Consider the following 23119-nt stretch of genomic DNA (forward strand, 5'->3'; position numbering starts at 1 on the left):
ATCTTCGACTGAAAAATCCATCTCAGGCACCTCCCAAGATCTTCAGGTAGCCATCCAGTTCCCTGACGGAAGCTTTTTCGTTGTAATACTCGGAAATGGCCCCGGATCCCGGAATATCAGAGATTGTGTCCTGATGCCCTTGGATTCTGGCCAGGTGCTTTGCCACGTCATGAAAGTCGTTGGCGCTCCACAGGCCCTTCTCCATACAAACATTCAGGGCTGGCTGGATGAACGGCCGAAAGTTCTTTACGGTCCTTTGAAGAATCTGAAGCTGGTCTCTTATGTACCTTGGATAACGCTCCCAATAATCCCGACCTGCTTGAGCTTTCGGACCTCCCTCATCCCATGTTAGAAAAACTCATCGAAATCCTTCTTCTGGATAGCTATTTATTGATTACCGTTAAAGAGGAGAAGGCAATAAAGTCTTATCCAATTTATCTTTTACACCTATATCGTGAAAAAAGTCTTTGGCTGATTGAAGGCTTTGACTTAAAGGCAGAAAAGAAGAAAATATTTCCTGTTGACCAACTCACCAATATCGAACCCTACACGACGAAAAAAAGATTAAGTAACAAAAAGATTTTAGAAAAACTAAGTAAACAGGAAGAAGCAATCAACCTTGTTCTCGAACTAGGCCCTAAAGCGATTGCCCAGTTTAAGAAATACCATCCTTTAAAAGTTTCACTTTCCTATACGAATCCTTACCAAACCACAGCCATTCTTAAAACTTTTATGAATGTTAATAATTCCGAAGAATTGAACGAAATAATAAATTGGCTACTTTTCTTAGGTGGGGATATCAAGGTCAGGAAAATACCCGAAGAAGTCTTAGAAGTTTTACAAGAGAGATTAAAATTATACTGCCCATAAGGCAGTGGCCATTTTAATTTTTCTAAATGCGAATTTCCTTTATTTTAAGTACTATACTTCATAATCTAACATATATATAAACCTAAATTTACATTTTTGGTTGGAAGTCTTATTCCAACTAGCTCGTTTGTTGAAAACTTATTGGTATATCCATGCCGGGCAAACCAATAAGGCTGTCGGGGTTTCTCTACGCCTTCCCAGCCTAAGACTGGTGTTTTTATCCTAGAGAATATATTAGTTAAACTGCCTTTGAATGGTCATCTATTGTATAAGTGCTTGGGCTCTCGTTCAGATTAGAGAGTATGTTCAGGAAGCACTTGGAACTTCCCGACCTACGTGTTTTACCTAAGTATTAGCCATCCTTTTATGGGTTAATTTTACCGATTATTTAGAACGGAAAGAAACCAAAACTCCAAATGGACAAACTACTGTATTCTTACAATCTCAAAGGCATCAATAAGCTGATACCTGCTAGCCAACAAAAATATCGTGAATATATATATATAAATTAATAGAGTTCCTGATAAAGACTTATAACTTGTGCAAAACAACCGCATATCTTATTCCACTTTTCAATAGTTGGTATTAAGTTTCAGGGCCCCTATATTTCAATATAACCGGCTTACTTTTCTCCATGGTCGCTTTATAAATGCTGATGTCCCCGATAGGCGGTACGAGTGATTCAGATTGGATTTCAAAATTTTCATTTAGAGCAATCGTCCAAGCCGCTTCCCCGTTTTTGGTCAATACAATCGCCAACGTTCCAAACTGAACAAGCTCATTCCACTCAAATTCATCCACGCTTCCCTTCACGATCACCTTCATCCCGCCTTGATTACTGATGACCTCTATGTCTTCACCCGACCAACGCCCCTGGATGGACGGACCTACATAATAATAGCTTCTGTCTCCGCGGTCTCCATAGGTACCTACGTATTGATGAATCGAATTATCAGCCGAAGAGTACGTTACCGCAGCTACGTCTCCGGTAATCCATTTGACCTTAAAATCACCGTTTGTTGGATAAGACAGTTTTTCCTTCGGGCGTGCCAAAATATGATAATACGTACGATAGAAGGTTGCCTACCCTGTCTTTTTGTTTTCCTTGATAGATACTACATGCTTGAAATTTGGAGAAATGCTGATGATGTTTCTAGTCTTTGCCACATCCACTGCGAGAAGAATTCCATTGGCTAAAACACATGAGGCTATTGCCACTCCACCGAAAAGCCTCTGCTTTTTACCTATTTGAGTCAGGAGGAGGATAGCCAGCCCAAGAAAGACGGTACTGAAAATATTAATCAAATAGAAAAAACGGCCATCGCTATATTCCACTTGGAATCGAGCATGTAAAAACAAGAATACAATTTGCAAAACGAAAAGGCCAATGGCGAGAAAAAATGAAACCCATCCCCCAATTTTTTGGATGTTCTTATTCATGTGGCTGTACCTCCATCGAAAACTCCCACGTCTTCCCAAGATCCTCCGATAGGAACTTTCCTTTTATTTTTCCGCCTTTATAATCGCCGCCAGGTCCCTGGTTTACTAATAATGCCAGTTGAGCTCCTTCCTTAAAGGGCGTTTCGGCAGTCACAAAAATTTTATGATATCTCTTCGGGATACGGATTTCGGCTTCGCTCCAAGTTGAACCGGAATCATGTGTCACATAAAGTTCCGGCTTTTCAGGGTTCACGCCTCCGTGCAATAAGAATCCGGTCTCCTGGTCCACAAAGCCCCCATCCGCTATTAATCTTGTAATATTTGAACTGTTTGTCTCTCTCCAACTCTTCCCTCCGTCATACGTTAAAAAGACCGTGGACGTTTCCTGGGACATCGACCGGTCACCTGAAATAATGACATATCCAAATCGGTCCTTCAAGAACGCAATTTTCCGGAAACGAAGGAAAGGATAATGTTCCGTCACGACTGATTCTTCCCAATTTTTTCCCTGGTCAAATGAATACAATATCTTGACTTGTTTATTCCCTGGACCACGCTCATGATAATACAGGAAAGCGATACGTTCTTCAGAAAAGACATAGCTGTTCTCAATAAGATCCTCTTTATTGCCATTATACTCGCCCATAAACAGCTCTTCTTTTTCAATCGGAACATGAATCCAGCTCTTGCCTTTATCAAAAGTGACGTTCACTTCGTCATTTTGTAAGGAATAGTCGATTTTCTCTTCAGCGTGTAGGGACTGCTCTACAGGGGGTTCCTCCCTTCTTGGGATTGTTTGATATCCTTGCGGGACCGTATGCTTGGTAGGCAGGTGGTAAAAGATCATCCCGGCGATTTGTCCAATTAGTATAAATATGGCTATGCCCAAAATAAGATATTTCAATTTCAAATCTCCTTTAAGATAATTCCCGTTGTAAAAGAATGAGGCTGTCGAACAACAGCCCCAGTCAAATGTCTTCCATCGGGCACTTGGAAAAACCCATGCAGTTCTTTCAGGCGGAGGCATTTGTAGGGCATTTGTTCTGCCATTAGGACCCTCCAAAAAATCTTCCAAGCCAACTTCAAATCCATGGCCTTATTCCCGCGCTTGAATGGCGTGTAGGGATACCTTCTCCATAATTAGTCTATGGGTGGGCCTTCTCCTTTTCTTCAAGCAAACTGGTTCACCTTCCTGGATAACTGTACATCCTGTCGCATCACCATCGGGCTCCATAATTTCCACGATGCCTTCATACAGACCGCTGCCGCTTCAAGAATCGATTTTACTTGCGAGACAATTGGCCTCTTTTTAAGTACTCTTAGATTTCCGTTTTTACCCTTGCCTTTAGTTTAGTCAATATTAATTGGAACAATAGACGAAACCCTATTTCTTTTTTATAATGTTTTTTTCCTTTAAAATATCAAGGGTGATATTTTTGGCTTCTGTTCCTGTACTGTTTACATTCACGGCAAATACCCACGTATTTTTTTCCGACTTTACAAAACCCACGTACCAGCCTAGCCCCATATCTGAAAGCCTGGTCCCTGTTTTTCCGTATAGGGTATATTCATCCTGCTCATCCTGGACAATCATTCGTTTTACTGTTTTTTGTTGCTTTTCAGCAAAGGGAAGTTCTTCTTTGACCAGTTTTTCAATAAAAGCGGCTTGTTCATATGCAGAAATCTTCAGGCTGCTGCCCAGCCAAAAAGAGTCAATTCCTCCGGTTATATCCTCATTCCCATAATGCATCTTTCTGATATACTCTTTCATCCTTGTTTCTCCGATATCCTTTGCCATGTCCTGGTAAAACCAAATGGCTGACTCTCTCATTGCGGAAGCCAATGAATGATCCCGATTCCAGTTATCGAAATTCCGGACGACTCCATCCCAGCGTTTGACTTCATATTCATCCCTAACTGCACTTGTTTCCAGCCCAATTAGCGCATTTGGCACTTTAAATGTTGATTCGGGAGTATACCTTTTTGTTCCCCTCTCCCTGTTGTAAACATAAACACTGCCGGTTTTCAGATTTTTGAGTACTGCAGTACCTTCTTTCCCATCAAAAAACTCCTTGGCATCCAATTCCTTGGCTTTCTCCTTCTCTGCCCCCATCGCTGTTCCGGTTCCTAATACAAATGGCATAACTGACAGTAAAAGGATCATAGCAACCACATACTTCTTCATTAAAAAACCTCCTTTTTTTTATCGCAAACCTGGTACGGGAGACTGATTCCATCCATTTTTTTGGTTTTCCAATATGCTCCATATTTTTTCTCCACCCCTGATTGCAGTTTTGCCTCCTCTCTTCCATATCCAAAACATATGGGCCTCCTCACCTCCTTTCAGAAGGAAATCCAACAACTGTTAAGCTTTGTTTTCTATATTTGAAAATGATTAGAAGGCAATAACCTAATTGGCATTTGAAACTATAAATCCGGTATCAAGAAAACCTAGCCCTTACGATGAGAAGACAAAAGAGCAAGAAGACCAAAAAAAGATTCATGTTCGGATGGTTGTTGAAATTTTTATTTTTTGATTCATGTTAACCGATCACCTTCAATCTAAATTGAATGTATCGATCCCTTTCCAAAAACTACAAATGTAGTATTTGATGCAGAGTACACCCAAAAAGGAGAACGACCTTTTTGGGTTTGCTTTGCAATTAGTAAATATGTTTGTCTTGTAATATTTGACGGGCAATTTCTACAGCTTTTCGTCCGTTGGCCTGTCCATTTTTATTTTGAATATTGACAGCAAAATAATAGGTACGGTCGTCTTTCTCAACAAAGCCAACAAACCAGCCATTGATAGTTTTTTCATTTACCATCCCGGTTCCAGTTTTTCCATATAACCTGCTATGATTTTGCTCATCGATAAAGATTGCATTTTTTACCGCACGAATATTTTCCTGTTTAAAGCCAAATCCATTTTCCTCCATTGCATATAATAGCTGTACCTGTTCAACCGGGGATATTTTTAATGTGGATTCAATCCAATAACTGTCCAGGTTTCCTGACAGATTTTCGTTCCCATATTTTATTTTATGAAAATATGACTGCAGTTGTTTTCTTCCTACTTTTTGATCGAGCTCTTGGAAATACCAATTGGCCGAACTGCTCATAGCAGTTGATAAATTGTGATTCCTGTTCCATTCTTTATACGAGTGGGCGGTTCCATCCCAAACCAGTTTGTTATTAGTTGGAGATATCACGTTCTTTTCCAAAGCAAATAATGCGGAATATATTTTATAGGTGCTATTAGGCGAAATCCTCTGTTCACTCATTTCCCGATTATAGATTTGATAATGTTCTTTATCAGCGTCATATAAAACGAAACTGCCATGATATCCTTTAAAATAAGAACTTAAATCCTCATACACCGTATTTTTCGCATGAAAATGATATACATCGTCCGGACTTGCTATCACAGCGGTAAGAGGCAGCAGACAGATTACAAAAATCCCTAGAACCGTACAGATTCCTTTGCCTTTCCATTTCAACGAATGAGAATCTGCGGTGTAATTGGCAATGCTCTGAATTCTTTGTTTGATGTGTTTTTTTGTGCCCCCCAGTCCTGAGGCAAGCTGGCTATATGCCCGGCCGTTTATTTTATCGGCAAAATGAATAATAGTATGGCCATATTCAATGTATCCGCTCTCATCCAGGATCGTTAGAACAGAGGCATCGCAAGCCAGTTCTCGATCGATTCTCATTCGTTTTAAGGCCCACCATACGAATGGGTTGAACCAGTAAACGGTTTGCAATAGCAACATTAGGTAATTGACAAGTACATCCTTGCTTTTTTGATGGGTTAATTCGTGCAATAAAACATATTTTAGCTCATTCAATGAGAATTCTTCCCGTGTATTCTTTGGTAAGAGTATGTAGGGTTGCAACAGTCCGAACGTCACAGGAGAGGCAACAAGTGATGTTTCTTTTAGCCATACTTTTTTCTTTACTCCGACAGCTTCTTTGCATACCTCTAACATTTCATTTATTTTTTGATTGTTAATCGGAATCGCTGACTTTTTTATTTGATAGATTTGATAATTGCCATAGATTGCTACCCCAATGAGCAGGATCATTCCAACCATCCACACAGTAAGAAAGGGATAATAGACGAAGTCTGGCGTTGATTTGTTCACAGATATGGCGAAATCATGCAATAAAACGACATTAGCCCCGTGCGATTCATTCAAACTGCTTATTTTTTCGTGTTGAAAGGGATAGGAGTTATTCATGAAAAACAAACCTTTAGCACGTTGGTATATTTCTGTAAGCGGGAAAACGCTGCCTGGGAATAGAGAAGTCAATAGCGGGACGAAAAGAAAATACCAAATTTTATAATGTGTTTGTTTGGACATATGTTCTTTCAAACACTTTTTTGTCAACAGGATGGTTATAATTAAGAGGGAAACCACTGTCGCACTTACTAAAAGCCGGAGTATAAAGGTTGTCATCATTTTTTCCCTTCTTTCCCTTCCCTCTCTAATAATAATTTCCTCAATTCAGAAATATCTTCCTTTGACAGTTGATCATTTTCTATAAAATTTAAGACCATGGAATTTAAGGTCCCATCGAAGAATTGTTTAAGAAATAATTTGCTTTTTTGTTCCACGTATTTATCCTCTTTGATTAGGGAAGTGTAGACAAATACTCTCCCATGTTTTCTCGTCTGCAAAGCCTTCTTCTTTACGAGGCGTGAAAGCATGGTCTGGATTGTATTTGGCTTCCAATCGATTTCTCTTGATACCTTCTCCACAACTTCAGTGGTGGATATTGGCTCATATTTCCATACCACTTTCATCACTTCATACTCTGCTTCCGATATTTGTGGAATCTCTTTCATCATAAACCCTCCTGCTATTATCCATAGGTAGTATTTATTATAACAAGCGGGGTCTATAGCCTAAAGTGTAAAACGTACATTTCCTTCCATCCCGGGAAAAATTAAAGAAGGGGCCCCAATTCACTAAATAATGGCCTTCTGTTTTTGTCATGTTTTTATGAAAGTTTAGTTTCTCCAGGGTCCCTAAAGGAGGTAATGCTTAACCGATAGGAAAGCACATGCTCATGCCGGTCTATCTTGGAAGCCGGATGCTATCAATATTTCCCCCGTTAAAAATGCGATGGGTGACTTCTTCTGGAGTATAACCAAAGGGAAGGAGTAATGATGATTCAAGTACAACAACTAATTTCTCATACTGCTTGTCTCTCTGCTGCTTCCCGAGCTTGTCTGCTGTCTTTCTTATGAACAATAAACCAAAACCACCGGCCCCTGCTAAACTATCAATAACAGAATAAAGTATGGACAGATCCTCCCTTTTCTACGTTTATCTCTTATATACATAGGCTTTTCCTTCTTTTCTTCAGATACAAAACTACAATTGTAGTAATTGGGTTTATTATAGCACAAAAAGTTAAAATAAAAAGCCCTTCGAGAAGAAAATTTTGTTCCGGCGGAAACAATTATAGGTAGGAGTGATATAAATGTACTATTTCCTCTTGAACTAACGCCCTCATTCGAGAAGAAAAGGATTTTCAATACAATTATTGCATTTATATATGTTAATTTACTGTTTTTATCCCTTTGTAATTGGATTACCTTTGTACATTTTTTATCCTATAATAATGTGCTCTTTTGGATAGTGATACGCATGTTTATCTGGTTTTCCTCCCATAAAAAATAAGAAGGTAAACATCCCGATTTTCCCTATAAACATTAAAGTCATGATCACTATCTTCCCACCAGTACTTAATTCCGGTGAAATACCAAGCGAAAGGCCAACAGTGCCAAAAGCAGAGGAAACTTCGAATATAATTTCCATTAAGGAAAAGTCAGATTCAATGCACGCAAGAATGATAACTGCCACACTGCACAGGATCATACCAGTTGTGAAAACGATGAATGACCTGATGATATCTTCTACATCGATCTCTCTTTTGAATATTTTTATTGTTCTATTCCCAAGTGCATAGTTGTAAATAGTAAGCAGCATCACAGTAAACGTGGTGGTTCTTATCCCACCGCCAGCACTGCTGGGGGATGCCCCTCAAATGCAGGTTTCCTGGGGGAGAAATATCGTTAACTTTGCAAATAAAAATATCTGAGTCCTTACTATTCATCCCCGATACAACAACCCCTTTCAGAACCTAATTCACTTCCATAAATTAATCATCAAAAAGTTATTCAATTAAATGGCGATAAAAGAAAAGGGACACTGCCTAATTCAATAAGTGGGCCCGATTATTGAGTATCTAAAAAGGAATATATAGTTTTACTAAAGCCATCTACAAATATTTTACTTCAATTACGATAATCCTCTTTTATTAAAAACGATGTTACTATTTTAGGACTTAGATTAATAACCGTTCACTCATGGTAAGTTTTATCATCGCTAATCCTTGTATGGATGCAAAATAGTAAAATGCCATTTCTGTAGGACTTCCATGTTTAAACTCACCAAGTTCTTGACCTTTTTCAATTAGACGAGCAGTTTGTTTTAACATCTCTTCACTCTGAATATTTAAATATTGAACTTGTGAGGAAGGCCTTCCATAATAGAGGACTGATGCATGATCATGAGAAATTGTGCAAATTCATTATCTTTTTCAAGATCATGTAAAACTTCCAACGTAAATTGTTCAATTAGTTCAGTTGGAGACGATCCGTTTTGAAACTTTTTAATCATTTGTTCTAATCCTTTTCCAGCATATAATACGAGATCATTAAACAATTCCTGCTTGGTTTTATAGTGACGGTACAATAGTCCAATGCTAATGCCTCCTCTAACTGCAATCTCCTGAATACTGGTTGTAGCAAAGCCTTTTATAGCGAATCGTTTTATTGCAGCCGAATGGATTTTATTTCTAGTAGCAGTTCTCATTGCCTCATATTGTTCTTTAGTTTAGGCAGGAATTCTCCCTCCTGTTTGCTTATTCCATTATCTTAAAGAAAGATATGTTACTTTTTTACATATTTCAAAGACAAAAAATTATTGATTCCAATTTTCTTAGCCCTAATCTTTGGAAGAGGCTTTCTTTTGTACTCTTCAAATCCCAATTTGTTATATAAGTTCATTGCCGAAGTATTCGTATCCGCAACCTCTTCAATGACATAATCATTGTACGGAGTGTTTTCAATGATATGCTTTATGATTTGAGAAGCTACACCCTGTCCTCTAAATTCTGAAGCTGTTCCAACAAACTCAATGGACCCTGTATTGGGAGGGAATTCTTCAAAAGGCGCTTCAAATTCCTTCTTTAGAAAGATCCCTGCCATGCTTCCCTTGAAAAATCCTAGATGCTTCCTTAATTCCTTTTTATTTAATCGAACCGATCTTTCGGTACCATCCGTGCATGCTGTCATTCCAGCAATTTTATTATTAGCTATCGCTACATAAAATTGATTCAAAACAAACATATGAGCAAAAGCTTTTGCAATTTTATTTTTATCCTTTGAAAAAAAAACGAGCCATTGTGAGAACCCTTCCGAAAAAATCTCAGACATTTGTTTCCTCACATCAAAATCCACTTGGTCTGCTTTTACAATAGTAAATTTATAATTTTCAGATTCCATATATAATATTACTCTCCTTTTTAATGAATGTATATGTTCATTTTCATAACCGAAGACTACGGTATCAATCCTATTCCACAATCTCCCTCAATAAAGAAGAGCAAAAATCTTACTCTGGAATGGCGCCCAATTTTGGATGATCAAGATAATGATTACTGCCAATAGCTAATTGAACTTACGCACCCTATTGTTGATTATGAATAAAAGGTTTCTTTATACTACCCATTTTACCTAATACGCTAATTATTCTGTGAATTATTGTAGGTTATTGGTCATGTTTCACTTGGAATATATTGTAAATATTTTTTTGTGTGGTATTATATGAGCGATTTGGATGTCATCGAAGTAATGAATCTGGTTTATTGTTTGCTAGGGTAAACCCTTCCATCTGTGTAAGACAACATTTTATTCCAAATCAAAAAATAAGGGAGGGATTGGATGTCCAGGTTTTATAGACAAATTGTTTTAGCTGTAACAATTTTGTTTTTGGTCATGGGAATGATTTCACCGTTGCAAGCACAGTCTTATACAGATGGCGGAGGTTATTGGCTCCCAAATGACAAGGAAAAGATTGAAAAGGCAACAGAACTAATGCAGCAGGGAAAGTCCATCAGAGAGCTTGGAATCAAGCAAGCTCGAATCCAGAAAAAAGAAGGTATCCAGACATTAGATGAATTGATGAAAAAAGACCAGCAAAGTAACGCAACCTATAGAGCAAACATGGCGCCTCCAATCAAGACGATGGCCGGATGGACACCACCTGAATTTGACTATGACCATATCCTGACAACAGAAGAATGCCAGAGAAATCCAGACAGTAGTTCAGAAACAGGATATATCAAGAACCGGTATTCCTTCTGCTGGTCCCACGTTGCATCATATCAAGTCCCAGTAAAATGCATAGGCGGTATTTGTATTAACGAAGGCGTTCAATTTCAATTCACTGAAATAGGCTATGGCTCCAACCAAAGCCGGAAAATGAGGGTCTATTATACACTTGATGATATCATCGTGACCCATCCATCCTTGAACGGAGCCAAGCTGAAAATCGATATGGTATGTGAATCCAAGCTAAACGCAGGCGACTGTCAAGAGGATCCAGACTATCCAGCGACGGAACGAACAATCGCCCAATGGAAAAACAAGAACTTCGGTACCGAAATTTTCACCTCAGAAGCACCCCCAGCAACTGATGCCAACCCTGACCGGATAGGGTACATGGAATTTTGGCCAAAACTCACCCTTACACATGCACCAAGGAAATTCAAAAAAAGCATTGATGGCATTAAACAGACCATTCGTTACGATTCTGCAAGATACATGTTTGCTTTCCCTGAACAATATTTCTGGCAAGGGGCTGTATTTAGTAAAGCCACACCAGTCTTCAATGTTCCGATCACTAAGCCGGAATTTTCGATGTTAAAAGAAGCCGGCCAGCATTGGAAGTTTGCGATGGATCACCCGGAACAGACGAAGCCTCAACTGGAAAAGGAGAAGCCTCAAAAGATTATACCTGGTGGTGTGGGGCACAGCACGTTGACACGGATGTATTCGAAACGCCATCCGGAGGAATACAACCGCAACCAGTCAAAAACAAGAAGTACTTGTAACCAGGAATTCAAAAATGAGGATCGGACCGGCAAGGATTGTGACGAGTATCCGTTCAGATCCACCTGGGAAGGCTCCTCGACGAATGGATCGGACAATTTTTCTGTGAGACTTATCTCAAGTGATTCCAATCAGGCTGCAGGATCATGGCTAGGTACCTGGTACGCGTATGACCGTATACTAGACGGAGACCAATTCCACGTCGAGGTCGAAGCCCCTGAGAAAATTGCGACGATTCGTTCTGAAGGCCAGCCACAAGACGGTCAGGATAACCGTTCCAGTGATAACTTCTCTATTCAGAACATACCCTCATATGCGACCAAGTTACAGTGGAAAATCGTTGATGGACCAACTGGTGCCAAGTTCGATGTCATGAAAGACATCAGTTTCGACATCGATGAAACCATTTTCAATGACCTCCAGGACGGATCGGAAACAGAAATCGAAACTAGCAAGGATCTTTATATTGCCAGACCGGAAAATACGAATGGAGAGAGCTTCACTGTCGAAGTTTATGCAATCCCATAAAAATAACTTTAGAAGCTGTTCTTTAAGTATGTGACACTTAAAGGACAGCCTTTTTCTTACCATTAATGGATTGGACTCAATCCTACTATTTCAACATCACGTTATCACTTTAATTTAAGAAATACTACATTTCTCTTTAATAGCTTTTATCTATAAAAAACCCAAGTAAAGTTAAACATTTCAAAAAAGCAATATTTAGATATTACTCTTCCTGATTATTCACCATATAATTATATAGGCGTTCGTATGAGGTAAAATCTAGGACACTGTGTGATCTGGGGTTCTTCAGGTTGTGATGATGAAGGTCATAGGCACTGTCTATCAGGAGGATCAGCCGGCACCTGGAACAAAATGATATCGAGTAAGGGGACGACTACAATTCGGGACTTGATACTGGACGCACCAAAAAGACAGTTAACTAAAAATTCTCAGCTAACTGTCTTTTTTTTATTATGAACTTGTTCCAGTTGATTGCTTTTGCTGGGATGCTCCCTGATTGCCCATGTTAGATAACTGTGGCATCATATTTTGAAGTTGCCCACCACGCCCGGTCATCATGCTATAAGCAGCAGCACCAATACCAATAGAAGCTACAATTGGTAATACCTGAATGTTGTTCTTCATTTTCAACTTCTCACCCTTCTCATAGCAGTTTGCTCCTTGAGCATCTATAGCTTGCGTATTACTGTTTGAAATAATAAAGTAATATTTTGACAAGAAATGATTCGTTGCTTCCGTTCAGTAAGAATTTAAGGATTTATTAATTTCCATACTTTTCAAAAAGTGTGTCCTTTGACATAAACAAATACATTGGAACAGGTAGATTTGATTGTTTGTTTGAAGATAGAAGGCTGATCGGCAGCAGGGATGTTTGCTTAAGCTTTTTATATACAGGATTTATTATGGGGTGTGGTTCAAAGCCCAGTCTCTTACAACCTTTATAAAGGGCGGTAATCCCGATCAAGCCTTTAATTTCACCATCAAGCCTACTCAATTGAATATAATCAGCAACTGCAGGGAGAGAATCCTTTACTTTTGAATAAACGATTTTTGCTTTTCTTAATTCACTATTGTACTTCATGATTTCCCTTAATAATTTGACGTTGTGCAAATGAACTTTTAAAAGTACGTCATTCTTACATATCTCTGTTCCATCAGATAAAACGACATCTCTCCCCTTATATCTAGTCAATCGTACACGCATAATGGTCTTTATGCCACATTTCTTTTTAACATGGTGTAATCGTGTGAAATGGAAATATATTGGATCAATCATGCTCCATCCAGAAATGCAAAATTGCTTGATGTATATACTTTTCATTTCAATTCCCCTTAAGAGTTTATATATATGGAGGTCAATTTTATTTTGATAAAAAACGTGCAAAATATTATTGGAAATTCAAGGACAGTAGGATGATACAGCTTTTATTTCACAAACTAATTTAAAGAAGGGGGAATTCCATGCATAAAATTTTATTTTTGCCATTTTTTGCAAATAACTTCGGGCCATTCATATTACAGACTGTATAAAAGTTCAATTGGAGAAATATGATGAGGATTTTCATTGTGAAAAAGTAGATATTTTTTTTATATGACTGAACTCATGCCCTTCCGTCATACCTGCTTGTACGGCTAAAAGGCCCCGTTAGCGCCGAGCTTATGTATAAAAAACCCCATGACTTTCATCCCTGGTAGAGAGGATTTTTACGCACGAAAAAGTCCTCCCCAAATGGGGAGGGGTGCCATAACATATGAAAAAAAGGGTAGTATCATTATCGTCTAATTAATTTTATTTAACCCTTTACAAAGTAAAAATCTCCCTTTTTTTAAAGGAATACAACAAATTACCAACCTAACGCTACTTATGCAATGACAATGCTGCTCAACAATCTGGCTCAACCTAAAAAGGAAACCCTCTTGCTAAAGAAAAGCGCCCTTTAATTGAAAATCTGTACTTCAATTGTAAATAGGTGTCAGCCATTAGCTGTTGAATAAATGTGTAATTTAAATCTAATCTTTAATGATTAGCATGTTTGAGTCATCAAATTCCCAGTTTGAGCTGTAAGCAACTTCCCAATAATAACCATCAGGATCAATAAAATAACCTCCGTATCCACCCCATGATAATGTTTGCGGCTCTTTAACAACCTGGGCACCGACTTTTTTTACTGATTGAAGAATATCATCAACCTCAGTTTCAGATTTTGCATTATAAGCAAGAGTGATACCCGAGAACCCCCCTTTTGACAATTCTGGAGGATTTTCTTCGTTGATATCCTTTGCCAATTCTTCAAGCGGAAATAGCTCTAACTTTGATCCTTCATTTTTAAAGAACACAATGACAGGTTTTTCTTCGTCTCCTGTGACCGATGCTTCAAAACCGATGTCGCGGTAGAATTTAAGCGATTTCCCAATATCTCTTACACCTAAGGTAATGAGATTTATTCTGTTCATACAGACATCAACTCCTTTAAGTATGCACCTTAGAGGAAGTTCGACAAGTCATAAACTTTCCTCTTTTAAGATTGGATCTTTTATTTATCCTGAAAACGTTGTTCCGTTAACTGGCCCGATAATAAAGTAAAGCACCATTACTCAATAATGGCGCCCTTTAATGGAATATCATAAGGTTGTTTTATATATACGAGAACTATCCCCCCACGGATGATAACCTGTACCGATATATTCAAATCCATATTTTTCATAATAACCGATATGATTTGTACATAGGTATAAATAGTTGAAGCCGCCTTCTTTTGCGTCTTTCTTCGCTCTTTCCAATAAAATGGTACCATAAGCATTTCCCCTGTATTCCTCTTCTATATATAAGGCACACACCCAAGGATATAAGTCCATACGGCTAATAAAATCATTTGTAATAAGACCCGCACAGCCAATTATTTTATCATCGTCCAACAATAAATACCATTGTGGCAAAGGATTAGAGGGATTAGTAAAATGGGTTATACAGTCTTCATATACCATCATACTTTGTTCGCTTGCCCATTTACTTTGAAAATATCTAACTGCTCTATCCATAAACTCAGGATTTTCTTTTACAGAATTGAGCTTCATTTTCTTCACCTCACCATTTAACTTTTCTTTTATTCATTACTTCGAAATGCTTATTTAACCTCCTACTTATTCCACAATTTGGCCCAATACCAAAAGAAAGAGTGCAATTCTTACTCCTTAAAAGCGCCCTTTATATGAATAAACTAATATAGCATTAGTCCTAAAATCACTTAATGCTTCTTAAAGTAACGCACCCGTTAAGTACATTTTTTCACTAACTCTTTATTCTTGCTTTTATATTCTCTTTTATGAATAGTGGAAACACTACTTTATAAAGTGTTCTTATCTATCGCGCGATGATTTTATAAAGATAGCTATAATTAGACCAGCGATAGCAAGTATTATACTGAACAGAAAGGCATCCTGAATACCGGCGGTTAATGAAACCCTTATTGCAGCAGGGTCTAATGGATCTTTCACACTTTTCAAGTAAGTATTTTGAGAAGCCGACATAATGGTAATAGCAAGAGCTGTACCAATGGAACCAGATACTTGTTGCAAAGTATTCATCAAAGCACTGCCATCAGGGTAAAGGTTTTGGGGGAGTTGGTTAAGTCCATTCGTCTGGGCAGCAATAAACACCATAGACCCACCTGCAATCTGTACCGATGCGTGCATAATGATCACCATGATAATAGATGTTTCTGTTGTGACGTTTGATAGATTCCATAACGTGACGATAAGAATGATAAATCCAGGAATAATTAACACTCTTGGACCATATTTATCAAAAATCCGCCCCGATAATAGTGAGAGAATACCATTCAGAACACCACCCGGTAAAAGCACAAACCCTGCAGAGAAAGCAGTTAACACTAGCCCTGTTTGTAAGTATAATGGCAACAAAATTAGAGATGACATCTGTATCAAAAAGATGATAATTAAGGATAATATCCCTAAAGTAAACATAGGATATTTAAAAACATGCAAATCAAGCATCGGTTGATCCAATTTAAATTGTCTGATAGAGAAAATAACAAGTGCTACAATGCCTATTGTAATAGTGGAAATAACGAGCGTGCTGGCCCAGCCATATTCACCTGCATTACTAAAGCCATAAACAATTCCACCAAAACCAATGATTGATAAAATAATGGATAGAACATCAAGTTTAGGTTTAGTGGTCTCAGAGACATTTGCCATATACTTTATACCTAATAGTATAGAAATGATTAAAAGTGGTAGGCATGCCCAGAAAATCCACCGCCAGCTGAGATATTCAATAAATAAACCCGACATCGTTGGTCCAATCGCTGGTCCACACATGATGACTAACCCTACTATACCCATTATAGCCCCCCTTTTCTCAACGGGGTAAATCAATAGAATGGTATTGAACATAAGGGGTAGGATCAGGCTAGTGCCTATTGCCTGAATAACACGAGCTAGTAGTAATATGCCGAAACTTGGAGCTAGTGCTGCGACTAGTGTTCCGACAATGGAGAACACCAATGAGGCAATGAATAATTGACGAGTAGTGAACCACTGGATTAAAAAACCGGAAATAGGAACTAACATACCCAAGGTCAATAGATAGCCTGTTGTCAGCCATTGAACCGTGGGATAACTAACATTAAATATCTGCGTTAAGTCTCTAAGTGCCATATTTAAGGCTGTCTCACTAAATAATCCGATGAACGCGGCAATTAAAAATGAAATCAAGATCAGGGTCTTTCTAATTATTTGTTTTTCTTGTTTTGTCGCAATAGTCGACATGAGAACACCTCCAATTAATAGTGGTTTAAGAACAAAAGTCCATTTTGTCCTTTCTAGGGTGCTTACAAAAAAGCAAGGGTCAAGTTAATAATTTGGTATCTATTTTTAATATTCTGAAGTTGATTTTCGATTTTCGCTGTTTCAGATAAAAAAATACCTCCCAAAATTTTTTTCAAAAAACTACACCCAAGTTTCGCTTATTTTGTGTATAATAATAAACGAACATTCGATTAAAATTAAACCATAAAAAATGAGGGAATGGAGTTAATTATCGCTCCCTCGTGAAGTGTTAATGTATTTTTAGGCTTTTACGGCATCCCAACTCATTTGAATAATTTTCTCTATGTCATCCTGATTTAATTCACATCTCCCGCCCAAATAATCTTTAACATATTGTATGGCAGGGTTAAACATGAACATATGGAGCAGGTTCGAATCCACTTGTTTGAAAACATTTTGACTCTTACCTTTTTCAAATAAGCTAAAGATCGGCTCAAACAATTCTGTTCCTTCATTTCGAGACAACATATGAAGGAGAGGTGAGTTTGAAAATTGCTCAAGAAATAAAAATTCTTCTTTATTGGTCAAAATAAAGTTAATAAACTTTTTCAACGTATGTTCGAAAGCCGATTGTATCGAGATAGAGTCATCGTAATTATAAAACACTTCTTGACTCATGTTCTTTTTGACATTCAAATATAATTTATTCAGCATATCCTCCTTGTTTTCAAAGTAAACGTAAATCGTTGAAGCAGATAATCCGGCTTTTTTCGCAATCTTGGACATCGAAGTTCCCGATAAACCATGTTCATTTATCAACTGGATCGCTGCATTAAAAATGCTTTCAATTTTATTTTCATCTTTAAGTCTCATACACCCAATAATAAATGATCGTTCGATTAAATTCAAGTTATTCCCAAGTCATCATGATTGCTAGGGCTTTATATCCATTATGTTATAAGCGTGCCCCATGAAAAAAATACATTTAACATGAAAATATCCATATTATTTCACTAACATGCTTCGTTACTTTAAGTACATTCCTTCACAATCTCTACTTATTCATATAAATATCCAAATTAACTACCAAGTATTATTCAAGAATATGGCCCTATTACTGAAAAAGGTACAATTCCTCTTCAAGAATTGCGCCCGATTGCAGAATATCTTAATATAAAAGAATTTTCCTTATCGTGCTAACGTACTCTTTAGCACGATAAGGGACTTTACTATTCGTTCATATAGTGTAACAGTTTCTCTAAAAGGTCATTGCTAACGGTTAATTGATATCGTTTTTCAAGGAGTTTACGCAGTTCCATAACGAAAAGCAAAGAATTTTTGTACGCTTCGTGTAGTTCAGATTCCTCTAAACGAGCAGTAATAGTCCTAAACTTTTCATAGTTTTCAGGACTAATTTCTTTTTCAAGATTTTTGGTCATGTTGAGCCAATTATCAGCGTTTTCTTCCACTATTCGAATGAGTTGTATTATATTTTTTTGAAATTGTGATAATAGTTCCAGCGAACGTGCGTATTCCCCTCTCTTGAGAACGTTAAATCCCATTAACCATAGGTTAGAAAAATTATTCAACAAAAAATTAACGTTTTCCTCTGTCAATCTGTTTGGTCCTGCACCACCTAACTCTGATATATACTGCTCTAATTGTCCTGTTTCATCATAAATGAACATTGATTTTGTATCAGGAAAGAAACCTGTTTCTTTGAACGAGGGAATAATATTCATGTTCTTTTCGGAAAGAAAATGAAATTCGCCACGTATCAGATTTTCAAAAATTACCACTTCCGTACCGTACTCATTTTGGTAGAGTAATGAGTAAGGAGCGACTTCATATAGCCATCTTGCTGAATCAAAAGTGGAAACTGTATTATCTTTTAGGAATACATAAAATTCTATATCAGAGTATTGGTCTCCCTCTCTTTTGGTAAAAGAGCCATACATCATACAAGCAGATATTCGTTCATCAAATTCGACAAGTTGCTTAACCCTGGCTATTAGTTCTTTTTGTTTTAACAATTCGAATCCCTCTTTCTTAGCTTTATTTTAGGGAGAATAAAAAAACCTCCCAAACAATTATGGAAGGATTAGTCAAAACGCATTTTTACCGTACTCAAATAAGCTATTTAGCCTTACAGCTAGTTAGCATCACATCTATTTAGTATATAGAAAAATGGGCAGACTAATCCTAAGTTTTATTATCTGAAATTACTATTTCAAATGTTAAAAATTAGGTTAGTTATCCATTGTCCACCCATCATTCCTCTCGATTATTAGTAAATAAAATTCTAACACTATTCCGAATGTTATTCAACAATCTGGCCCGATTCTTGAATAGGCTACTGCATATTGTTATCGTAATGCGCAGCAACCCTATCTTCAATAAAAATCCTTATAAGTGGAACCATCGCTCATAATTTGTTCGTAGAAGCATATTCCTCCGTTTCTTCAAATGAAGGAATTCAAGCTGAAGAGAGATACTATTTGTCCATAAATGCCTGGAGAACGCGATTACTATTTTTAACAAAATCAATGATGATTTGAATTTCCTTATCATTATATTTTGACAACATTGTATTCATTTCTTTACCAAAGGAACTGAAAAGAGGAAGTACTTCTTGTTCTGCTTTCTCTTGTTGCACATTAATAATTACACGCCTTTTATCCTCGGGATCTTTAACTCGAAAAACGAATCCAACTTTCTCTAATCTGTCAATTACTCCGGTAACTGCACCGGTTGTCAGTCCTGTTAAAACAGAAAGTTGACCGGCAGTAATTGGCTGATGCTTAAAAATGACTTCTAGACATTTATGGTCTGTAGAATTCAACCCCAATTTAGCCGCAATTGTTTGATGGAACATAATTGTTGCTGTGCTATTAACCCGTAATTCATCGTGAAGGGTAGTCAATAATTGATCTCTTGAAATTTTGTTTGTTGACATTTTTTCATTCTCCTTGTAATATTCTTTTATCTCGTGAGATAAATTAATTATAGCCTATTTTTAGTTATTTATCAATGTCTTATCATCTGAAAAAATCATATGGATAGCTCCCTTTTGAATGAATATCTGAATCTTGGAAGGAGTTTACGAAAAATGAGTGAAGATATTGGAATATTTATTGGTACTTCTATATTGCTAGTACTTTTAATTTTTGTACCCATTTGGATTGGGAAAACCAAGAAAAAGAATTTAAGTCACAAACAGAAAAACTGGTGGCTGATTAGCCATATTTTCTTCATTGTTATTTTTATTGGAGGTATGTTAGGTACCACACTATTAGCTTTATCAACTTATTTTATTTTAGGTAGGGAACAAATTTATTCAGCCCATTTGTTTATTGAATTTTTTGATTGGTTCTTGATTATTCCAGGTGGAATTGGTTCGTTCATTACTGGAATGTGGCTTGCTGTCCGTACAAATTGGGGAGTGACTAAATATTATTGGGTCATGGCAAAGATAGGAGTAACTACTGCTGCTATATTATTTGGCTCTGTATATATGCGGATTTGGATACACACAACAGTGAGTGGGATTTTCTCAAACTCCATTCATCCTTTACAAAATCCTGCTTATCTTTATAGTCGAGGGATGTTGTTCCTTGGGATAGTGATTTCATTTAGCATGATTATCTTTTTAGTTGTCATTTCATATTTAAAGCCTTGGGGAAAAAGGCAGAAGAAGAAAAACCTTCAAACGAATAATTTAAAGGGGGAAGCGTAAATGAAATTTTGGTCATTTATTGCGTGCTTATTAATTGGTTTTGGAATTGGTTTAGCTTTAAAAAACCCAGCACCTGGAATCATAATTGGTGCAGGGTTTGGTTTGATTTCAATAATCGCCATCTCGCTATTACAAAAAGATAAACGTATTTGAACAAAATAGAGAAACCGTATTCTCGTATTAAGTGATCCAAAAGCATTTAAAGATATGAAGGATGAACCTTACCCAAAAGCATTTCATCTTGGCTTCTTAATGGAATCATCAAAAGAAGTTGATCAATAATAACACAATTCCCCTAACAAACCCAAACCCAGTCAGTGGGATGTTATTCAACAATCTGACCCGTTTGTTCAATAACTTGTTGGTATGCCCATCCCGGGCATACCAAAGGTTGTCGGGGTTTCTCGACAGCCTTTCCAACCTAAGACTGGTGTTTCTATTTCTTAAGCTAAGGGCATTATCCTTATATTAATTATCTTATCATTGTAAATATGCTCTTTCCTGACGCTCCCCAATAATTACGTTTAATGAAGTATGCAAGGAGATGTTCATTTTTAATACATTTTTTTTTAACTTTAATTTCAATATTTAATTATCGGGATGAAAAAAGCTTTTTTATCCCTGTTTTATTTCCTATTTACCTATCTAATTACGATTATCAATCTGCTCTGATCTTGTTTCAGTGTCCATATTCACAAAGGCGCAATTTCTATTCTGGAATTGCGCCTTTGTGTGGAAGATGTAAAACATAACAGAGGTCTCGCAACAACATAGTGCTACCCGATTTCCTCAATCGGTACATCCTTTATATGTGTTGCGATCCACCAAATGTGTCCAAATGGATCCGTTACTCCCTCGCGTCGATCACCTTCAGAATGATCTTCTACAGGCATCAGTTCCTTTGCACCTGCATCAATAGCTTGTGCAAAAAGAGCATCTACGTTCTCAACATAAAGAAAAATATGCATCGTAGTTCCTCCAAGAGACTCAGGGCTCTTCATAATCGAGTATTCCGGAAACTCGTCCACGATCATAATTGGTGAATCTCCAATCAATAGTCTAATATAGTATATAAGTTTTTTAACGATAACCGGTAGCATCTGCTTGCTTGCCAGCATCCTGCACTTCTACGATATAACGCCAACAATCTGGCTGAGAACCATCAAGATCAGTGAAACCATAGATTTGTGCAAGCTTTCCGCTTGACAGAGATTGACCGTTCCAACATGAGACTTCGGGATCTCCAGCAAGGGCTGCAACAGCTCGCCCCACATAACGTGGCGTTTCCGAGATGACGAAATGAGGTTCCTTCTCAGTAGCGTCATGCCAGTTTTCTTCTTTGACACCATAATGATCGAGCATGATTTCGGATCGCATCCAGCCTGGGGTTAAGGAGACAGCTGTGCAAAGATGCTGTTCTAATTCGTGAGCGAGCCCTTCTGCTATACGGATGACTGAGCTTTTAGCTAGATCATAAAACATTGGTAAGCGATAGTTCTCATTATTATACTCTTTTGTGCCATCGGTCATTTCTATGACAAGTCCACCCTCGTTTTTGATGAGCAATGGTAATGCGTAATGGCTCGTAATCAAATGAGTATCAATCGCTAAACGAAGCATTCTTAAGCCTTTTTCAAGCGAATGCTCCCATACTCTCGTATTCCACCAGTCAACAAGATATTCACCTACCAAATATCATTTACAAGTATATCTAACCTTCCATGTTCTTTCTCAATTCTTTCAATTAAGGACTGTACTTGTTCATGAATAAGATGGTCAACTTGAACAGCAATTCCGATTCCACCTAAGTTATTTACTAGATCAGCTGTTTCTTCAATAGTTTCATGGCGCCCGTATTCAGAAATCTCGTGTCGTGTCGTACGCCCAGTGATATAGACAGTAGCTCCTGCGGCACCTAACTCCATAGCAATACCACGTCCGGCTCCTCTTGTTCCACCAGCTACCAAAGCTACTTTTCCCTTTAAAGATTTCATTTTTATCTGCCTCCCATTTGTAATATCTATAGTATAATCTATAATGATGACACCTTATGTCATATTAAGCCTTTTAAAATATTTTTGTTAGGTGGTTATCCATGCGGGCAGACAGACTTATTAGCATAATATTGTTGTTACAAAATAACGAAAAATTAACAACCAAAGCATTGGCGAATGAATTGGAAGTGACCGAACGTACCATTCATCGGGACATGGAAGCCTTGAGCAGAACAGGAATTCCAGTTTTCGCAAAGCGTGGAAAAAATGGAGGCTGGTCTTTACTGGAAGGCTATCGAACAAATATAACAGGTTTAAAAGATAATGAAATTAAGTCTTTGTTTATTTCACCATCACCCCGGTTACTAAATGACCTAGGTTTAACAACCGATTGGAATAAAGCACGTCAAAAACTTATTGCTTCTATTCCACGTTTCTTGCAGAAAAATGCCAATGATGTAGGCTACCATGATTCAATTTCTCCAGCACCCATTCTTGGGTCTATTTAAATCCAATCATCTTTTACATTTGTAGACAGTTCAATATTCGTCCTCTTTGGTATGATTAAAACTA

The 23119-nt window shown here is 37.5% G+C and carries 23 protein-coding genes and 4 pseudogenes; 6 read left to right on the top strand and 21 right to left on the bottom strand.

Features of this window, described 5'->3' with window-relative positions:
* Nucleotides 1–22: 22 nt before the first annotated feature.
* Entirely contained in the window at nucleotides 23–205 is a 183-nt protein-coding gene (locus tag ACFSCZ_RS10770) for a hypothetical protein (protein WP_380773939.1), read from the bottom strand.
* 95 nt (nucleotides 206–300) lie between these two features.
* On the opposite strand from ACFSCZ_RS10770, the pseudogene ACFSCZ_RS10775 reads away from it, so the two are divergent.
* Nucleotides 301–870 (top strand): annotated as a pseudogene (locus tag ACFSCZ_RS10775) (WYL domain-containing protein); the annotation flags it as partial.
* A gap of 585 nt (nucleotides 871–1455) precedes the next feature.
* Here the strand turns inward: ACFSCZ_RS10775 and ACFSCZ_RS10780 are convergent.
* The 10 genes and pseudogenes from ACFSCZ_RS10780 to ACFSCZ_RS10825 form a co-directional block, all read right to left on the bottom strand.
* On the bottom strand, nucleotides 1456–1923 hold the full coding sequence (locus ACFSCZ_RS10780) for a hypothetical protein (protein WP_380773940.1): 468 nt from the start codon (nucleotides 1921–1923) through the stop codon (nucleotides 1456–1458).
* Between the two features lie 30 nt (nucleotides 1924–1953).
* On the bottom strand, nucleotides 1954–2310 hold the full coding sequence (locus tag ACFSCZ_RS10785; protein WP_380773941.1) for a hypothetical protein: 357 nt from the start codon (nucleotides 2308–2310) through the stop codon (nucleotides 1954–1956).
* Complete coding sequence (locus ACFSCZ_RS10790) at nucleotides 2303–3214, bottom strand: WD40/YVTN/BNR-like repeat-containing protein (protein ID WP_380773942.1); 912 nt, start codon at nucleotides 3212–3214, stop codon at nucleotides 2303–2305. The genes ACFSCZ_RS10785 and ACFSCZ_RS10790 overlap by 8 nt, the downstream gene beginning before the upstream one ends.
* A 2-nt stretch (nucleotides 3215–3216) precedes the next feature.
* Entirely contained in the window at nucleotides 3217–3360 is a 144-nt protein-coding gene (locus ACFSCZ_RS10795; RefSeq protein WP_380773943.1) for a hypothetical protein, read from the bottom strand.
* Nucleotides 3361–3694: 334 nt separating this feature from the next.
* Nucleotides 3695–4495, bottom strand: coding sequence for a class D beta-lactamase (gene blaOXA, locus ACFSCZ_RS10800; protein ID WP_380773944.1), 801 nt, complete (start codon nucleotides 4493–4495; stop codon nucleotides 3695–3697).
* A gap of 478 nt (nucleotides 4496–4973) precedes the next feature.
* Nucleotides 4974–6773, bottom strand: a complete 1800-nt coding sequence (locus ACFSCZ_RS10805; RefSeq protein ID WP_380773945.1) for a BlaR1 family beta-lactam sensor/signal transducer — start codon at nucleotides 6771–6773, stop codon at nucleotides 4974–4976.
* Nucleotides 6770–7159, bottom strand: a complete 390-nt coding sequence (locus ACFSCZ_RS10810; protein WP_380773946.1) for a BlaI/MecI/CopY family transcriptional regulator — start codon at nucleotides 7157–7159, stop codon at nucleotides 6770–6772. The genes ACFSCZ_RS10805 and ACFSCZ_RS10810 overlap by 4 nt, the downstream gene beginning before the upstream one ends.
* Before the next feature lie 769 nt (nucleotides 7160–7928).
* Nucleotides 7929–8363, bottom strand: a pseudogene (locus tag ACFSCZ_RS10815) (potassium transporter TrkG); the annotation flags it as partial.
* A gap of 474 nt (nucleotides 8364–8837) precedes the next feature.
* Nucleotides 8838–9197 (bottom strand): TetR/AcrR family transcriptional regulator, encoded by a 360-nt coding sequence (locus tag ACFSCZ_RS10820; protein ID WP_380773947.1) that lies wholly within the window; start codon nucleotides 9195–9197, stop codon nucleotides 8838–8840.
* A 77-nt stretch (nucleotides 9198–9274) separates the two neighbouring features.
* Complete coding sequence (locus ACFSCZ_RS10825) at nucleotides 9275–9889, bottom strand: GNAT family N-acetyltransferase (protein WP_380773948.1); 615 nt, start codon at nucleotides 9887–9889, stop codon at nucleotides 9275–9277.
* Between the two features lie 438 nt (nucleotides 9890–10327).
* Here ACFSCZ_RS10825 and ACFSCZ_RS10830 point away from each other — a divergent pair, with 438 nt between their 5' ends.
* On the top strand, nucleotides 10328–12025 hold the full coding sequence (locus ACFSCZ_RS10830) for a NucA/NucB deoxyribonuclease domain-containing protein (protein WP_380773949.1): 1698 nt from the start codon (nucleotides 10328–10330) through the stop codon (nucleotides 12023–12025).
* 450 nt (nucleotides 12026–12475) lie between these two features.
* On the opposite strand, the gene ACFSCZ_RS10835 is transcribed toward ACFSCZ_RS10830, so the two are convergent.
* The 8 genes from ACFSCZ_RS10835 to ACFSCZ_RS10870 all read right to left on the bottom strand — a co-directional run bounded on the left by ACFSCZ_RS10835 (nucleotide 12476) and on the right by ACFSCZ_RS10870 (nucleotide 19772).
* Nucleotides 12476–12742 (bottom strand): hypothetical protein, encoded by a 267-nt coding sequence (locus ACFSCZ_RS10835; RefSeq protein ID WP_380773950.1) that lies wholly within the window; start codon nucleotides 12740–12742, stop codon nucleotides 12476–12478.
* Between the two features lie 43 nt (nucleotides 12743–12785).
* Entirely contained in the window at nucleotides 12786–13346 is a 561-nt protein-coding gene (locus tag ACFSCZ_RS10840) for a YkoP family protein (protein ID WP_380773951.1), read from the bottom strand.
* A gap of 689 nt (nucleotides 13347–14035) precedes the next feature.
* A complete protein-coding gene (locus tag ACFSCZ_RS10845) occupies nucleotides 14036–14479 on the bottom strand; it encodes a VOC family protein (protein WP_380773952.1) in 444 nt (147 codons plus the stop codon).
* A gap of 168 nt (nucleotides 14480–14647) precedes the next feature.
* Nucleotides 14648–15100 carry a GNAT family N-acetyltransferase gene (locus tag ACFSCZ_RS10850; RefSeq protein ID WP_380773953.1) on the bottom strand — a complete coding sequence of 151 codons (453 nt, stop codon included), beginning with the start codon at nucleotides 15098–15100 and terminating at the stop codon, nucleotides 14648–14650.
* A gap of 282 nt (nucleotides 15101–15382) precedes the next feature.
* On the bottom strand, nucleotides 15383–16816 hold the full coding sequence (locus tag ACFSCZ_RS10855) for a DHA2 family efflux MFS transporter permease subunit (RefSeq protein ID WP_380773954.1): 1434 nt from the start codon (nucleotides 16814–16816) through the stop codon (nucleotides 15383–15385).
* A 300-nt stretch (nucleotides 16817–17116) separates the two neighbouring features.
* Nucleotides 17117–17689: a TetR/AcrR family transcriptional regulator gene (locus ACFSCZ_RS10860; RefSeq protein WP_380773955.1), complete on the bottom strand. Its 573-nt coding sequence runs from the start codon at nucleotides 17687–17689 to the stop codon at nucleotides 17117–17119.
* Nucleotides 17690–18045: 356 nt separating this feature from the next.
* The gene (locus ACFSCZ_RS10865) at nucleotides 18046–18849 is read right to left on the bottom strand and encodes a lincosamide nucleotidyltransferase Lnu(B) (RefSeq protein WP_380773956.1); all 804 of its coding nucleotides are present in this window, start codon (nucleotides 18847–18849) and stop codon (nucleotides 18046–18048) included.
* A gap of 461 nt (nucleotides 18850–19310) precedes the next feature.
* On the bottom strand, nucleotides 19311–19772 hold the full coding sequence (locus ACFSCZ_RS10870; protein ID WP_380773957.1) for a MarR family winged helix-turn-helix transcriptional regulator: 462 nt from the start codon (nucleotides 19770–19772) through the stop codon (nucleotides 19311–19313).
* A gap of 153 nt (nucleotides 19773–19925) precedes the next feature.
* On the opposite strand from ACFSCZ_RS10870, the gene ACFSCZ_RS10875 reads away from it, so the two are divergent.
* From ACFSCZ_RS10875 to ACFSCZ_RS10885, 3 genes and pseudogenes are all read left to right on the top strand, one after another.
* On the top strand, nucleotides 19926–20552 hold the full coding sequence (locus ACFSCZ_RS10875; RefSeq protein WP_380773958.1) for a DUF2269 domain-containing protein: 627 nt from the start codon (nucleotides 19926–19928) through the stop codon (nucleotides 20550–20552).
* Entirely contained in the window at nucleotides 20553–20705 is a 153-nt protein-coding gene (locus tag ACFSCZ_RS10880) for a hypothetical protein (protein ID WP_380773959.1), read from the top strand.
* 18 nt (nucleotides 20706–20723) lie between these two features.
* Nucleotides 20724–20831: pseudogene (locus ACFSCZ_RS10885) on the top strand (VOC family protein); the annotation flags it as partial.
* Nucleotides 20832–21328: 497 nt separating this feature from the next.
* Here the strand turns inward: ACFSCZ_RS10885 and ACFSCZ_RS10890 are convergent.
* On the bottom strand, nucleotides 21329–21670 hold the full coding sequence (locus ACFSCZ_RS10890) for a VOC family protein (protein ID WP_380773960.1): 342 nt from the start codon (nucleotides 21668–21670) through the stop codon (nucleotides 21329–21331).
* Nucleotides 21633–22546: pseudogene (locus ACFSCZ_RS10895) on the bottom strand (SDR family oxidoreductase). Before ACFSCZ_RS10895 ends, ACFSCZ_RS10890 begins: the two are co-directional and overlap by 38 nt.
* A gap of 101 nt (nucleotides 22547–22647) precedes the next feature.
* Between ACFSCZ_RS10895 and ACFSCZ_RS10900 the strand changes: the two are divergent.
* The gene (locus ACFSCZ_RS10900; RefSeq protein WP_380773961.1) at nucleotides 22648–23055 is read left to right on the top strand and encodes a helix-turn-helix transcriptional regulator; all 408 of its coding nucleotides are present in this window, start codon (nucleotides 22648–22650) and stop codon (nucleotides 23053–23055) included.
* Nucleotides 23056–23119: the final 64 nt, after the last annotated feature.

The sequence above is a fragment of the Siminovitchia sediminis genome, assembly GCF_042680885.1.
Lineage (GTDB): Bacteria > Bacillota > Bacilli > Bacillales > Bacillaceae_C > Siminovitchia > Siminovitchia sediminis.